General features: G+C 46.9%; 14 protein-coding genes, 2 rRNA genes and 1 riboswitch. All 16 genes read left to right on the top strand.

Annotated features, from left to right (window positions below; all coding sequences use genetic code 11):
* A 23S ribosomal RNA gene (locus tag QOZ98_RS17310) occupies positions 1 to 94 on the top strand; the annotation flags it as partial.
* An 81-nt stretch (positions 95 to 175) separates the two neighbouring features.
* A 5S ribosomal RNA gene (gene rrf / locus QOZ98_RS17305) occupies positions 176 to 291 on the top strand.
* Positions 292 to 1,636: 1,345 nt separating this feature from the next.
* Positions 1,637 to 2,158, top strand: coding sequence for a DUF2179 domain-containing protein (locus QOZ98_RS17300; RefSeq protein WP_407676718.1), 522 nt, complete (start codon positions 1,637 to 1,639; stop codon positions 2,156 to 2,158).
* The gene (locus tag QOZ98_RS17295) at positions 2,155 to 2,343 is read left to right on the top strand and encodes an NETI motif-containing protein (protein WP_142829935.1); all 189 of its coding nucleotides are present in this window, start codon (positions 2,155 to 2,157) and stop codon (positions 2,341 to 2,343) included. The genes QOZ98_RS17300 and QOZ98_RS17295 overlap by 4 nt, the downstream gene beginning before the upstream one ends.
* An 85-nt stretch (positions 2,344 to 2,428) precedes the next feature.
* Positions 2,429 to 2,528: riboswitch (purine riboswitch) on the top strand.
* A gap of 139 nt (positions 2,529 to 2,667) precedes the next feature.
* The gene (gene purE / locus QOZ98_RS17290; protein WP_308788542.1) at positions 2,668 to 3,156 is read left to right on the top strand and encodes a 5-(carboxyamino)imidazole ribonucleotide mutase; all 489 of its coding nucleotides are present in this window, start codon (positions 2,668 to 2,670) and stop codon (positions 3,154 to 3,156) included.
* A complete protein-coding gene (purK, locus tag QOZ98_RS17285) occupies positions 3,153 to 4,277 on the top strand; it encodes a 5-(carboxyamino)imidazole ribonucleotide synthase (RefSeq protein WP_308788541.1) in 1,125 nt (374 codons plus the stop codon). The genes purE and purK overlap by 4 nt, the downstream gene beginning before the upstream one ends.
* A 16-nt stretch (positions 4,278 to 4,293) precedes the next feature.
* A complete protein-coding gene (purB, locus tag QOZ98_RS17280; protein ID WP_308788540.1) occupies positions 4,294 to 5,589 on the top strand; it encodes an adenylosuccinate lyase in 1,296 nt (431 codons plus the stop codon).
* A gap of 16 nt (positions 5,590 to 5,605) precedes the next feature.
* Positions 5,606 to 6,322, top strand: coding sequence for a phosphoribosylaminoimidazolesuccinocarboxamide synthase (gene purC / locus QOZ98_RS17275; protein ID WP_308788539.1), 717 nt, complete (start codon positions 5,606 to 5,608; stop codon positions 6,320 to 6,322).
* The gene (gene purS, locus QOZ98_RS17270) at positions 6,319 to 6,573 is read left to right on the top strand and encodes a phosphoribosylformylglycinamidine synthase subunit PurS (protein ID WP_142829926.1); all 255 of its coding nucleotides are present in this window, start codon (positions 6,319 to 6,321) and stop codon (positions 6,571 to 6,573) included. Before purC ends, purS begins: the two co-directional genes overlap by 4 nt.
* The gene (purQ, locus tag QOZ98_RS17265; protein WP_142829923.1) at positions 6,570 to 7,253 is read left to right on the top strand and encodes a phosphoribosylformylglycinamidine synthase subunit PurQ; all 684 of its coding nucleotides are present in this window, start codon (positions 6,570 to 6,572) and stop codon (positions 7,251 to 7,253) included. Before purS ends, purQ begins: the two co-directional genes overlap by 4 nt.
* The gene (purL, locus tag QOZ98_RS17260; RefSeq protein WP_308788538.1) at positions 7,237 to 9,462 is read left to right on the top strand and encodes a phosphoribosylformylglycinamidine synthase subunit PurL; all 2,226 of its coding nucleotides are present in this window, start codon (positions 7,237 to 7,239) and stop codon (positions 9,460 to 9,462) included. The genes purQ and purL overlap by 17 nt, the downstream gene beginning before the upstream one ends.
* Positions 9,438 to 10,859, top strand: coding sequence for an amidophosphoribosyltransferase (gene purF / locus QOZ98_RS17255; protein ID WP_308788537.1), 1,422 nt, complete (start codon positions 9,438 to 9,440; stop codon positions 10,857 to 10,859). Before purL ends, purF begins: the two co-directional genes overlap by 25 nt.
* A 12-nt stretch (positions 10,860 to 10,871) precedes the next feature.
* On the top strand, positions 10,872 to 11,933 hold the full coding sequence (purM, locus tag QOZ98_RS17250) for a phosphoribosylformylglycinamidine cyclo-ligase (protein ID WP_308788536.1): 1,062 nt from the start codon (positions 10,872 to 10,874) through the stop codon (positions 11,931 to 11,933).
* Positions 11,923 to 12,495: a phosphoribosylglycinamide formyltransferase gene (purN, locus tag QOZ98_RS17245; protein WP_308788535.1), complete on the top strand. Its 573-nt coding sequence runs from the start codon at positions 11,923 to 11,925 to the stop codon at positions 12,493 to 12,495. Before purM ends, purN begins: the two co-directional genes overlap by 11 nt.
* A 33-nt stretch (positions 12,496 to 12,528) precedes the next feature.
* A complete protein-coding gene (gene purH / locus QOZ98_RS17240) occupies positions 12,529 to 14,064 on the top strand; it encodes a bifunctional phosphoribosylaminoimidazolecarboxamide formyltransferase/IMP cyclohydrolase (RefSeq protein ID WP_308788534.1) in 1,536 nt (511 codons plus the stop codon).
* 15 nt (positions 14,065 to 14,079) lie between these two features.
* The gene (gene purD / locus QOZ98_RS17235) at positions 14,080 to 15,330 is read left to right on the top strand and encodes a phosphoribosylamine--glycine ligase (RefSeq protein WP_308788533.1); all 1,251 of its coding nucleotides are present in this window, start codon (positions 14,080 to 14,082) and stop codon (positions 15,328 to 15,330) included.
* Positions 15,331 to 15,524 lie beyond the last annotated feature (194 nt).

Here is a 15,524-nt window from a genome sequence, read left to right as displayed (position 1 = left end):
AGATCCCTCAAAGACGATGAGGTAGATAGGTTCGAGGTGGAAGCGTGGCGACACGTGCAGCTGACGAATACTAATCGATCGAGGACTTAACCAAATTTTTTGTATCGTGAAGCGCTTCACCGAACGATCAATGTCGTGTATCCAGTTTTGAGTGAACAAGCACTCAACCACATAGTCCAGTGATGATGGCAAAGAGGCCACACCCGTTCCCATCCCGAACACGGCAGTTAAGCTCTTTTGCGCTGATGGTAGTTGGGGGTCTCCCCCTGTGAGAGTAAGACGTCGCTGGGCAACCAAACAAAACAAGTCGTTACCGATTCCGGTAACGGCTTTTTTGTATAAAAAAATTTATCAAGAAAACATTCGGAAATTTTATAATTTCAAAATGATGGCTCAAAAGTTAAGTTAATTGGAACTCCCCATTCTTTAATATCGAAATAGCTTATGCACTGAAACTGGAGAAGATTATCGATAACTATCTACAGAACTCCAAGACCGCGAACACTTGAAATATCCCATCCGGCGTATAGCCGGATGGGATATTGATAAACTAACCTAAGTTGCGATCAAAGCTTGGTAATTCACACTTCTTTTAGCCAATTGCTTACTATCCTATAAAAGACATGTATGAGCCAATCAATTACATGTTTATTTAAGTGCTGACATTTTGCAGCAGTATGTGCCATATTTCTCTTATCTTCAAATAGGGAAAAGAAATATATAACTTGTCTATTGGCAACTAACTGGCTCAGCTCGGCGTCGCATGTCCACGAACTAGAAGAATGTGCAATAAAAAGATTAGTCTTTCCGGCTTATCTTAGAACTTCAATTCCGGTGATTTTATACAGGACAATCGTCTTGGTTTAAACAAAGCGATTTCAAACTGCCGTTTCTTAAATTCAGCTTATAGAATAAGGAACATCAGCATAACTCAAACGCTGTTAACCTTTGAATTAACCCAGCCGGCTAAAAGCTGGATTTTGGATATCAATAAACCAGTTCTTATCGCCATCAGAGTTTTGTGAAACACATATCTTCATGGCTAGCGACTTGATACTTTAACAAAAAACTTGTTAAGGCAGGAGTTCATGCGAAAAACAAATTTATCTTTTTTACAGAATAAACTGACCTAGCATTTCACAGCAGATACCTGACAAAGCAGCTCCAAGTAGATTAAGGGAATTAGAATTCTCTTTTTAAAAGTGGCTCTTTTGTCATTAGCGCGACTATGGACTAATTAAACCAAGACGAAACAATCGTTCTAGAAACTTCGTTGGGAATCGTGCACAGCAGCAATCGTCTTTGTACATCCATATGTGTCTGGGTTGATTTAAAAAAAAGTAATGTACAGATTTTACTTATGCAAAAAACTATTTAATAGAAAATAAGCTCTATTTTTAATGGAAATTACGCACTTTGTTTATTCATACGGCTCCCAAAATATTTGCATTTTTGCAACCCAAGGCATAAATTGATACAAAAGTTTAGAGGATTGGCGGGATTCCTATATACAGCAAGACTTTCCACGCCTTTTCGCTCTTGCATTCTGTAGAATTTTCCCCTAATATGAAAACTAATTCTTGTAGGAAACTGAAAGATTGAAAGGGTGTAGAGATTGGATGTAAATCCGTGGCTGATGGTGTTGATTATTTTTTCGATCAATATCGTTTACGTAACATTTTTTACAGTGCGAATGATCATGACATTAAAAGGCTATCGCTATTTAGCTGCTGTTGTCAGTATGGTGGAAGTCGTCATCTATATAGTAGGACTTGGATTGGTTCTTGATAATCTAGACCAAATCCAAAACCTGATCGCTTATGCTTTGGGATATGGATCTGGAGTTATCATCGGTTCAAAAATCGAAGAAAAAATGGCTTTAGGCTACATTACGGTAAACGTCATTACCAGCGAAGCTGGGGAATATTTGCCCAAGCAGCTAAGGGAAAAAGGCTATGGCGTTACGGACTGGAACGCCAATGGACGTGATGGCGGACGGCAATCGATGCAAATTTTGACTCCGCGAAAAATGGAATTAAAATTGTATAAAGCTATTCAGGAAATTGATCCGAAAGCTTTTATCATCGCATACGAAGCTAAAACAATACATGGCGGGTTTTGGGTAAAGACAGTGAAAAGGGGCAATTTGTATAAATGAGTAAAAATACGATATGGTTTGAAGTCGAAGAACATGAATCCATCTCTCAATGCCTGGATCGAATGAAAGCATTGGGCTATGCTGCAGTTGGACGAAAAGAAGAGCCCTTGTTTGAAGAAATAAATGGTCAGCCTGTGCCAATCAGGCAAATAGTTAAATTTAAAGGGAGTAAACTGGAACAATAACAAAATATCCCTTATAAATCCGAACGATTAAATGATTGAATAACCTATTGTTCGACTTTATCATTGACGTGCTTTAGCAGGCTTGTTATGATAAATGAGGATACCCCATATATGCAGAAGAATTGGCTTCTGCGTCTCTACCAGGACACCGTAATGTCCGGACTATGCGGGAAAGCAACTTAGTGGATCGTAAAACGAAGGAGGGCTTATCTATGTCCTCATCCATAAATTCGTTTCATGTACAGTCCTTAAGTAAACTGCTTTTCACGTTATGTGAGCAGTTTACTTAAGGGCTTTTTATTTTTTAAAAGGAGAGTGTAATCGATGAACCCGCGAATTGGCATCATTATGGGAAGTACGAGTGATTGGGAAACAATGAAGCATGCGTGTGACGTATTGGATGAGTTGGGATTGACCTATGAAAAGAAAGTGGTTTCAGCACACCGGACACCGGATTTGATGTTCAGCTACGCCGAACAGGCACGTGATCGAGGGCTTCATGTCATTATTGCAGGAGCAGGCGGAGCCGCACATTTGCCAGGCATGGTAGCAGCAAAGACCACATTGCCGGTTATCGGTGTACCTATTCAATCCAAAGCGTTAAACGGCTTGGATTCCTTGTTATCCATCGTTCAGATGCCAGGCGGGGTTCCAGTAGCTACTGTGGCCATCGGCAAAGCAGGCGCTGTAAATGCCGGCTTGCTGGCAGCTCAAATACTCGGTACAGTCGACGAAGCAGCGGCACATGCCTTACAGGAAAGACGTGACCGGACAGCGGCTGCTGTTATAGAAAGTTCAGGTGACTTGGTATGACAAAAACCATTTTGCCGGGCCAAACGATTGGAATTATCGGTGGCGGACAGCTGGGGCGCATGATGGCTCTTGCAGCAAAAGAAGCCGGGTTTAAAATTGCAGTTCTTGATCCGGGAATGGATTCGCCGACCGGCCAAGTAGCCGACATACAGATTGTCGCTCCTTTCAACGATCAGCATGCATTGGAAGAATTAGCTGAAGTGAGTGATGTTATCACTTATGAGTTTGAAAATATCGATGTTGATGGTTTGGCGAAGCTATCAGAAATCGCCTATGTGCCACAAGGAGCCGAATTGATTCGTGTGACACAGGATCGGATTTTTGAGAAGCAAGCCATTTCTGAGGCTGGTGTGATTGTCGCAGACTATATTACAGCTTCTACATTCAAAGAACTAACAGAGAAAAGCAGCAAGCTGCCTCTTCCTTTCGTGGTAAAAACTGCGCGTGGCGGATATGATGGCAAAGGGCAGCAAACTGTTACTTCTATAGATGAACTGCATTTGGCAGAAACGCTATTTGAGAATGGCGAGTGTGTAGCAGAAGCTTTTGTTACTTTCACAAAAGAGATTTCGGTGATCATTCAGCGCAATGTCCACGGAGAAACAGCTATTTTGCCAATCGGCGAAAATATTCACAAAGATCATATTTTGCATGAAACGATTGTACCGGCTCGAATCGGTAAAGAAACGTTCGTTCAAGCCCAGCAAGCAGCTGAGAAAATCGCGGCACATCTGAATATGGTGGGAACGTTGGCGGTGGAAATGTTTGTTTTGGAAAACGGCAGCATCATTGTCAATGAACTGGCTCCGCGCCCGCACAACTCCGGGCATTACTCAATCGAAGCAGCAAACATCTCACAATTTCATCAGCATGTTCGTGCCGTTTGCGGATGGCCGCTGCGACAGCCAAAGTTATGGTCAGACGCAGTAATGGTCAACGTACTGGGCGAACATGTTGCGCCGCTGACTTCGAAAATCGCACAATTTCCGAATTGGTCGATTCATTTATATGGAAAAGACGAAGCGAAGCAGAAACGGAAGATGGGACATGTTACGATATTAACGGAAGACTTAGAGGCGACTTTAAGTGAAATAGAAGCATCCGGCATCTGGCCGGAATAATTGGAGGAACTTACAAATGATCGCACGCTACACACGGCCTGAAATGGGCGCAATTTGGACAGATGAAAACAAATACAATGCATGGCTGGAAGTTGAAATTCTGGCATGTGAAGCTTGGGCTGAAATCGGAGATATCCCTAAAGAAGACGTGGCAAAAATCCGCAAGGGCGCTTCTTTTTCAGTAGACCGCATTTTGGAAATTGAAGAAGAAACACGCCACGATGTGGTAGCTTTCACAAGAGCGGTATCGGAAACACTTGGAGAAGAGCGAAAATGGGTTCATTACGGCTTAACGTCAACAGATGTGGTAGACACAGCTCTTTCATACCTTTTGAAACAAGCAAACGTTATTATCCGTAAAGATTTGACGAACTTCATCGAAATTCTTGCAACTAAAGCAAAAGAACATAAAATGACAGTCATGATGGGCCGGACGCACGGTGTCCATGCAGAGCCAACGACTTTCGGTTTGAAGCTGGCGTTGTGGCACGAGGAAATGAAACGCAACCTGGAACGTTTCGAAGCAGCTGCGGCCTCCATTGAAACAGGCAAAATGTCCGGTGCAGTCGGAACTTATGCCAATATAGATCCGTTTGTGGAAGCTTATGTCTGCAAAGAGTTGGGACTTGCAGCTTCACCGATTTCGACACAAACTTTGCAGCGCGACCGCCATGCACAGTATTTGAGCGTTCTCGCATTGATCGGTTCATCGATTGAAAAATTTGCTACGGAAATCCGTGGACTGCAAAAATCAGAAACGCGTGAAGTAGAGGAATTCTTTGCGAAAGGCCAGAAAGGCTCTTCTGCCATGCCGCATAAACGCAACCCGATTGGTTCTGAAAACATGACAGGGCTTGCCCGTCTGATTCGCGGCTATATGCTGACAGCTTACGAGAATGTTGCACTTTGGCACGAACGCGATATTTCGCATTCATCTGCAGAGCGTGTGATTTTGCCGGACGCGACGATTGCACTGAATTATATGCTGAACCGTTTAGGCAATATCGTCAAAAACTTGACGGTGTTCCCTGAAAACATGAAACGCAATATGGATTCAACGCTTGGCCTGATTTATTCGCAGCGCGTGCTGTTGGCTTTGATCGATAAAGGAATGGCTCGTGAAGAGGCTTACGACACAGTACAGCCTTGTGCGATGGAAGCATGGGAAAACCAGACGCATTTCCGCAAAATCGTGGAAGCGAATGAAACCATTACTTCAAAGTTATCGAAAGAAGAATTGGACGACTGCTTTGATTACAACCATCACCTGCAGCAAGTGGACATGATTTTCGATCGACTTGGACTAAACTAAACGGGGGCTTTTAAAAATGGAAAAAGGTCAGTTATTGTACGAAGGAAAAGCAAAACGCTTGTATGCAACGGACGAACAGGGAATTTTGTGGGTGGAATATAAAGATTCAGCAACGGCTTTCAACGGTGAAAAGAAAGAAGAAATCACCGGAAAAGGCATTTTGAACAATAAAATCACGTCACTGATTTTCACGAAATTGCAGGAAGCGGGCATTGCTTCTCATTTCGTCAAGCAATTGTCTGACCATGAACAATTGGTGCAGAGCGTCAGCATCATTCCATTGGAAGTAGTGGTCCGCAACATTACAGCCGGCAGCATGGCCAAACGCCTGGGGATTGAAGAAGGCGTGGCCATCAGCCGTCCGGTAGTAGAGTTTTATTTGAAAGATGATGAATTAGGCGATCCCTTGATCACAGATGAGCACGTCGGCATGCTGAACTTGGCAACTGCAGAAGAAGTAGCAGAGCTTAAGCAAAAGGCGCGCGAAATCAACAATATTCTGATTGGTTTTTTCAAAGAAGTCGGTGTGGATCTGGTCGATTTCAAGATCGAATTTGGCCGCGACACGGATGGCAACATTCTTCTGGCAGATGAAATTTCGCCGGATACTTGCCGGCTTTGGGATATGGAAACCAAACAAAAGCTTGATAAAGACGTATTCCGCCGCAATCTTGGAAATTTGACTGAAGCGTACGAACTCATTTTAACTCGTCTAGGAGGACAACACTCATGAAAAAAGTAAAAGTATACGTAACATTGCGTGAAAGTGTATTGGACCCACAAGGTTCTGCAGTTATGGGCTCTCTTCATAAAATGGGCTATGGTGAAGTGGAAGACGTACGAATCGGCAAATACCTGGAATTGGTTATCGGAGACAGCGAACGGGATGTGGATGCATTGGTCAACGAGCTGTGCCATCGATTGTTAGCGAACACGGTTATTGAAGATTACCGTTACGAAATTGAGGAGGTTGTCTCGCAATGAAATTCGCAGTGATTGTTTTCCCCGGCTCAAATTGTGACTTGGATATGTATCATGCGGTCAAGGACGAACTAGGTGAAGAAGCGGAATACGTTTGGCATGACTCAAAAGATTTGAGCAGCTATGACGGAATTTTGCTGCCAGGCGGATTTTCATACGGCGATTACCTGCGCTGCGGCGCGATTGCGCAATTTTCTGGTGTCATGGATGAAGTAAGAAAAGCAGCGGAAGCAGGAAAACCGGTTCTTGGAATCTGCAACGGCTTCCAGATCTTGACGGAAGCTGGGCTGTTGCCAGGTGTTCTGCTGCGCAACAAAAACCTGAAGTTCATGTGCCGTACCGTTGGATTGAAAGTTGAGAACAATAACACATTGTTCACCAACGAATACGAACAGGGCCAGGAAATTCAAATTCCAATCGCCCACGGAGAAGGCAATTATTACTGCGACGATGCGACATACACTCACCTCAAGGAAAACAATCAAATCGTCTTTACGTATGCAGATGATTTTAACGGCAGCCGCAACAATATCGCAGGCATCATCAATGACCGCGGAAACGTGCTCGGCATGATGCCCCATCCTGAACGTGCAGTATCCGACTTGATCGGCGGCAAGGATGGATTGGCTTTATTCAGATCAATCGTAAAACAGTGGAGGGAAGCACATGTCAGTCATGCTTGAACCAAATGCTGCTCAGATAAAAGAACAGAAAATTTATCAGCAAATGGGCTTATCGGATGCGGAATTCGCAATGGTCGAAGAAATTTTAGGAAGAACACCGAACTACACGGAAACGGGTTTGTTTTCGGTTATGTGGTCTGAACACTGTTCTTATAAAAATTCAAAACCGGTCCTGGCTAAGTTTCCAACCAAAGGAGAACGTGTCCTGCAGGGACCGGGCGAAGGCGCTGGAATTGTAGACATCGGCGATGGGCAAGCTGTCGTGTTCAAAATGGAATCGCATAACCACCCTTCAGCTATCGAACCTTACCAGGGTGCTGCCACCGGCGTCGGCGGAATTATCCGCGACGTCTTCTCGATGGGCGCACGTCCGATTGCGTTATTGAACTCGCTTCGCTTTGGTGAATTAACCACTCCGCGGGTAAAATACCTGTTTGAAGAAGTGGTAGCCGGCATCGCGGGCTACGGAAACTGCATCGGCATCCCGACAGTCGGCGGGGAAGTCCAGTTTGATGAATCCTATGACGGCAATCCATTGGTCAATGCGATGTGTGTCGGATTGATTAATCACGAAGATATCCAAAAAGGAATCGCCAAAGGCACTGGCAACCCGGTCATGTACGTTGGCGCTAAAACAGGACGTGACGGCATCCACGGAGCGACTTTCGCATCCGAGGAACTGACAGACGGCTCTGATAAAAACCGTCCGGCTGTACAAGTCGGAGATCCATTTATGGAGAAGCTGTTATTGGAAGCTTGCCTTGAGTTAATCAAATCGGATGCGCTGATCGGCATTCAAGACATGGGTGCAGCCGGATTGACTTCATCTTCAGCTGAAATGGCTTCAAAAGCCGGATCCGGCATCGAGATGGATCTCGACCACATTCCACAGCGCGAAACCGGCATGACGGCTTACGAAATGATGCTGTCTGAATCACAGGAGCGCATGCTCATCGTGGTCCAAGCGGGACGCGAGCCTGAAATCGTCGAGTTGTTTGAGAAATACGGATTGGACGCAGTAACTGTCGGCACCGTGACAGACGACTCTACGCTTCGTCTGAAGCATAAAGGGGAAATCGTTGCAGAAGTACCAGTCGATGCGCTTGCAGAAGATGCGCCGGTTTACCACAAGCCTTCAGCAGTCCCTGCTTACTTTACGGAGTTCCAGCAGCTGGACAATGTTGAGCCAAAAGTCTCGGACTACAATGAAACTTTGACGGCGCTACTGAAACAGCCGACCATCGCTTCAAAAGAATGGGTCTACGATCAGTATGACCACCAAGTACGTACGAGCACTGTGGTCAGCCCTGGGTCGGATGCAGCAGTTGTCCGTGTCCGCGGCACCAATAAAGGGCTTGCCATGACGACGGATTGCAACTCGCGCTATATTTATCTGGACCCGGAAACCGGCGGCAAAATCGCAGTAGCGGAAGCGGCGCGCAATGTGGTCGTTTCTGGTGCGAAGCCTCTTGCCATCACCGATTGCCTGAACTTCGGCAATCCGGAGAAACCGGAAATCTTCTGGCAGCTTGAAAAAGCGGCAGACGGCATGTCTGAAGCTTGTACAATCCTGGATTCTCCAGTTATCGGCGGAAACGTCTCGTTATACAATGAAACCAATGGCACCGCCATTTACCCGACGCCGACAATCGGCATGGTCGGACTTGTTGAAGACCTGTCACACGTCACGACGCAAGATGCCAAGAAGCAAGGCGACCTGGTGTATTTGATCGGGGAAAGCTTTACGGAATTTGGCGGCAGTGAACTGCAAAAGATGGTCGAAGGGCGCATTTTCGGCAAAGCGCCAGCGATTGATTTGACAGTGGAAGCAAAGCGCCAACAGGAAATTCTTTCAGCCATCCAACAAGGTCTTATCGCTTCGGCACATGACGTTGCTGAAGGCGGTGTTGCCGTCGCATTGGCTGAAAAAACCTTCGGCAAAGGATTGGGAATGGACGTTACCTTGTCCGGATCAGCGACAACGGCTTTGTTCAGCGAATCGCAATCACGCTTTGTTATGACGGTCAGCCCGGAAAAAGCAGCACAATTCGAAGAAATCGTATCAGATGCCAAGAAAATCGGCCAAGTCACGGGAGACAACTTAGTGATCAACGGTGAAGACGGTACGGCTTGGGTCAACGATTCAGTCGCAACGCTTCGCTCAGCTTGGAAAGGAGCTATCCCATGCTTGCTGAAATCAGAAGCTTAAACGAAGAATGTGGTGTCTTTGGAATATGGGGCCATCCCAACGCAACCCAACTGACCTATTACGGGCTGCACGCTTTGCAGCACCGTGGCCAGGAAGGCGCAGGAATTGTTTCGACAGACGGTGATGCTCTTCGCCCATTGAAAGGCGAAGGCATGGTCAGTGAAGTGTTTACGCCTGAAAAAATAGAAAAAATTGCAGGGCATGGGGCTATTGGCCACGTGCGCTATGCAACAGCGGGGGGCAGCGGCATTGAAAATGTCCAGCCCCTGCTCTTTAATTCGACTACCGGCAGCCTGGCGATTTCACATAACGGCAACCTTGTCAACGCTACTCAGCTAAAAGGCCATCTGGAACGCCAAGGAAGCATTTTTCAAACAACTTCCGATACGGAAGTGCTGGCCCATTTGATCAAAAGAAGCGGCTATGCATCGTTTGAAGAAAAGGCTAAAAATGCCCTGTCTTTGTTGAAGGGGGCATTTGCCTGCGTCATCTTGACAGAGGAAGCGATGTATATTGCCTTGGATCCGAATGGCTTGCGCCCGCTATCCCTTGGGAAACTCGGGGATGCTTGGGTAACGGCCTCGGAAACATGTGCGTTTGATATTGTTGGAGCGGAATTTGTCCGTTCGGTTGAACCAGGTGAGTTTTTGATTGTGACAAAAGACGGCATGCGTGCAGAACGTTTTGCTTATCCGGAAGAGCGGGCGATCTGTACGATGGAATACGTCTATTTCTCCCGTCCGGATTCGGATATCGATGGCATCAATGTCCATACTGCGAGAAAACGCCTCGGCGTCCAATTGGCGAAAGAAGTGCAGATTGAAGCGGATGTGGTAACCGGTGTTCCCGATTCCAGTATTTCGGCAGCAATCGGCTACTCGGAACAAAGCGGCATTCCATATGAATTGGGATTGATCAAAAACCGCTATGTGGGACGGACGTTTATCCAGCCTTCCCAGGATCTTCGCGAACAGGGCGTCAAGATGAAACTGTCGCCAGTCCGCCAAGTGGTAAAAGGCAAACGCGTCATCATGGTGGATGATTCGATCGTCCGCGGCACGACTTCACGGCGCATCGTCAACTTGCTGAAAGAAGCAGGAGCAACAGAAGTGCATGTGGTCATCAGTTCACCGCCCATCAAAAATCCTTGCTTTTACGGCATTGATATCAGCACGGCAGGCGAATTGATCGCCTCTAACAATACAGTGGAAGAAATGCGCGAAATTATCGGTGCGGATTCGCTGACCTTCCTGTCAGTGGACGGGATGGTCCAAAATATCGGACGAACCGATCCTGGATCGAAATGCGGGCATTGCCTGGCTTGTTTTACAGGCGAATACCCGACCAATATTTATCCGGATACAGTATTGCCGCACGAAAAAGAAAAAGTGAAATAAGGGGGAACCGGTGTGTCAAAAGCATATGAAAAAGCAGGCGTCAATATCGAAGCAGGCTATGAAGCGGTCAACCGCATGAAATCCCATGTGGAACGGACAGCGCGCAAAGGAATGCTGGGTGCGTTCGGCGGCTTCGGCGGCATGTTCGATTTATCCGAGCTGAATTTGAAAGAACCGGTTCTTGTTTCCGGGACGGATGGCGTGGGCACGAAATTGAAGCTGGCCTTCATGGCAGACCGCCACGATACAATCGGCATCGATTGCGTCGCAATGTGCGTCAATGACATTGTTGCGCAAGGTGCAGAACCTTTGTTTTTTCTAGACTATATCGCAGTTGGCAAGGCAGTTCCTGAAAAAATTGAACAAATTGTCAAAGGAGTAGCGGACGGCTGCGTTCAGGCAGGCGCTGCATTGATAGGCGGAGAAACGGCTGAAATGCCGGGACTCTATGAAGAAGATGAATACGATATTGCAGGTTTTGCAGTGGGCGCTGCGGAGAAATCCAAAATCGTCACTGGAGAAAAAATCGCAGCGGGCGATGTCCTGATCGGCCTCGCTTCTAGCGGCATTCATTCGAATGGCTATTCGCTGGTGCGCCACATTATCTTTGACCAGAATAACTTGGAGCTCGACCAAAAAGTTGAAGGCTATGAAGCACTTGGTCCGATCGGCGACGTTCTTTTGACGCCGACCAAAATATATGCCAAAGCCGTTGCAGCCATAGGCAATGAAACGGCTATTCACGGCATGGCTCATGTAACAGGCGGAGGTTTTATTGAAAACATTCCACGGATGATGCCGGACGGTTTAGGCGCAGAAATCGCCATCGGCAGCTGGCCGGTGCTTGATATATTCAAGTTGCTGAAGGAAAAAGGGGAACTTGCGGACCGTGACCTGTATTCCGTTTTCAATATGGGCATCGGCTTTGTATTGGCTGTCGCTCATGAAGATGCGGAACAGGTCCTGAAAACGGCTCAAGCAAACGGCGAGCAGGCGTTCCAGATTGGCCGCGTTTCAAGCATCGAAGGCGTTCAATTCGAAGGGGAACAGGACGGCACGTTGAATGAACAATAAACCCAAAATCGCTGTTTTTGCGTCGGGCAATGGTTCTAATTTCCAAGCCATTGCTGATGCGATTGCTGGCGGCAAACTGCAGGCTGAACTTGTGCTTGTTGTCACAGACAAACCGCAAGCCTTTGTCTTGGAGCGTGCGCGTAATGCAGAAGTGGCTTCTTTTGCTTTTGTGCCATCCGAATTCGAATCCAAACAGCATTATGAACAGATGCTGAAAGAGAAACTGCAGGGGCTGGGAGTACAGTGGATCGTGTTGGCGGGCTATATGCGCTTGATTGGTCCGGTTCTGCTGGAAGCTTATGAAAACCGCATTGTCAATATTCATCCTTCGGTCCTTCCTGCTTTTCCAGGCAAAGATGCTATCGGCCAAACAATGGCGGCAGGTGCACAGGAAGCTGGAGTAACGGTGCATTACGTGGACGCCGGCATGGATACGGGCAGCATCATCATGCAGCAGTCGTTTCCAGTTGCGGGACGCGGGCGCGAAGAAGTCGAGCAACAGATCCATCAGATTGAACATGAATTATATCCTGCAGCTTTGCAGCAATTATTCGACCGATAACACTGTCGGTCTTAATCTTTAGGAGGACTATTTGTGAAAAAAAGAGCATTACTTAGTGTATCGGACAAATCAGGGATATTGGAGTTTGCACAGGAGCTGGAAAAAATGGGCTACGAACTCCTGTCGACAGGCGGCACGAAGAAATTTCTTGAAGAAAGCGGCGTTTCCATTACTGCTGTAGATGAAATTACCAAGTTTCCAGAAATTTTAGGCGGCCGAGTAAAAACTTTGCATCCGCTTGTACACGGAGGACTATTGGCTAAGCATGATGATGCCGAGCACCAAAGCCAAATGGCTGAAAACGGCATTTCTCCAATCGATATCGTCTGCGTCAATTTATACCCTTTCCGTGAAACAATCGCCAAACCCGATGTCTCAGTAGATGATGCTATCGAGAACATTGATATTGGTGGACCGACAATGCTGCGTTCTGCTGCAAAAAATCATGCCTACGTCACCGTGATTGTCGATGCAGCCGATTATGCTGGAGTATTGACTGAATTGCACAGTGGACAATCTACCACACCTGAAACAAGACGCCGTCTGGCTGCGAAAGTTTTCCGCCATACTGCTGCTTATGATTCTTATATCTCCAACTATTTGACTGACTTGACGGGCGAGGAATACCCGGACCAATTGACACTTACGTATGAATTGTCCCAAACCCTTCGTTACGGAGAAAATCCTCATCAAAAAGCCGCATTTTACCGCAGCCCGCTTGGGTCGGATTTTTCCATTGCCAATGCCAATCAGCTGCACGGCAAAGAATTATCGTATAACAATATCCAAGACGCCAATGCTGCTCTTCAGATTATCAAGGAATTCAAAATGCCGGCAGCAGTTGCCGTGAAACACATGAACCCATGCGGCGTAGGTACAGGTGAAACCATTGCAGATGCTTTCGGAAAAGCCTATGAAGCCGACTCCACTTCTATTTTTGGCGGCATCGTCGCATTGAACCGTGAAGTGGATGCAGAAACTGCCAAGCAATTGGCGACGATTTTCCTGGAAATAATTATTGCTCCAGCCTTTTCTGATGAAGCAATTGAATTGCTGACACAGAAAAAGAACATCCGTCTTTTGACCATTCCGTTTGACCGCAAAACTACAGACAAATGGAACACGGTTACCGTTGAAGGCGGCTTGTTGATCCAGCAGCCGGATGTTTTCGGTTATGAGGATGCAGACATCCAAATTGCGACAGAACGTCAGCCGACAGCAGCCGAACTTGCTGCACTCAAGCTTGGCTGGAGTGTTGTCAAACACGTTAAATCGAATGCCATTGTCGTATGCAATTCTGAAATGACATTGGGCATCGGTGCGGGCCAGATGAACCGCGTGGGTTCTGCTAAAATCGCGTTGGAGCAAGCCGGCGAAGCAGCACAAGGCGCTATCATGGCATCAGATGCGTTTTTCCCGATGAGCGATACGGTGGAAGCTGCTGCACAGGCAGGCATCAAAGCCATCATTCAGCCGGGCGGCTCCAAAAAAGACCAGGAGTCAATCGATAAAGCGAACGAATACGGAATTGCCATGATCTTTACCGGCGTCCGCCATTTCAAACATTAATCGAGGTGAAGCAAGATGAAAGTACTGGTCATTGGAAGAGGCGGACGGGAACATGCCATTGTACGACAGTTCGCGAAATCTCCGTCCGTCACGAACGTTTTTGCAGCTCCTGGAAATGATGGGATGCGCGAGGATGCTGAAGTAATCGCAATCGATGAAATGGATTTTGCCGGCTTAGCGGACTTTGCCGAGCGGCAGGGAGTGGACTTCAGTTTTGTCGGTCCTGAACAGCCGCTATCCGAAGGAATCGTCGATTTTTTTGAAGCCAAGGGACTCCGGATTTTTGGCCCGTCTAAAGCGGCGGCCCAAATTGAAGGCAGCAAAGCTTTTGCCAAAGAATTGATGAAAAAGTACAAGATTCCGACTGCAGGTTATGAAACTTTTACCGAAGCAGCTGCAGCGATTGCCTTTATCCGGCAGCACGGTGCGCCGATTGTCATCAAGGCGGATGGCCTTGCTGCCGGCAAAGGGGTTGTTGTGGCATTGACGGAAGAGGAAGCCGTCAATGCCGTCAACGACATGCTGGAAGGACAAAAATTTGGTGAATCGGGATCCAAAGTCGTCATCGAGGAATTTTTGGACGGGGAAGAGTTTTCGTTCATGTCTTTTGTCTGCGACGGCCAGATTTATCCGATGGTCATTTCGCAGGACCATAAGCGCGCTTACGATGGCGACCGCGGTCCGAATACCGGCGGCATGGGCGCGTACTCACCGGTACCGCAAATCTCCCAGGCCATCATTGACGAAACTTTTACAGAAATAGTTGAACCGGCTGTCAAAGCGATGGCATCGGAAGGGACACCTTTTGATGGTATTCTCTACACCGGCGTCATTTTGACGGAAAATGGCCCAAAAGTCATTGAGTTCAACGCACGTTTCGGAGATCCGGAAACCCAGGTAGTGCTGCCCCGAATGGCCACCGATTTTGGTTTATTTATCGATACAATTTTAAAAGGACAGCCAGCTCAACTGGAGTGGGACAACCAAGCCGTGCTTGGTGTAGTCATTGCGGCGGACGGCTATCCGGAGACAGTCGAAAAAGGCGCTCTTTTGCCTGATTTGGCGAAGCTTTCAGGAGTCGAAGTGACCCATGCCGGAACAAAGCTGTCCAATGGCAGCTTTGCAGGAAATGGAGGACGTGTGCTCCTCGTTTCCGCAAGCGGAGCTTCTATCCAAAGCGCTCAGAACAAAGTCTATGAACAGCTGGAGACCTTGCATTGGGACGGTTTTTTCTACCGCACAGACATCGGATGGCGTGCAAAATAATTTTATATATGCTATAATCTTAAATGACACAAATTCGACAAGAAGCTGTGTCATTTTTGTTTTATTGCCTGCCCTATAGGCGATAAAAGCCAAAGTTGAGGATTTTCAACAGCCCACGTTTACCTCTATTTAAACTCCAGAATGGCAAACCCGTTACGACCTCAGAAACAAAATCAGCAGGGCATTTAAAATTT

The sequence above is a fragment of the Planomicrobium stackebrandtii genome (genome assembly GCF_030814955.1).
Lineage (GTDB): Bacteria > Bacillota > Bacilli > Bacillales_A > Planococcaceae > Planococcus > Planococcus stackebrandtii.
Note: the sequence above shows the minus strand (reverse complement) of the source record. Positions and strands in the feature narration are given on the sequence as shown.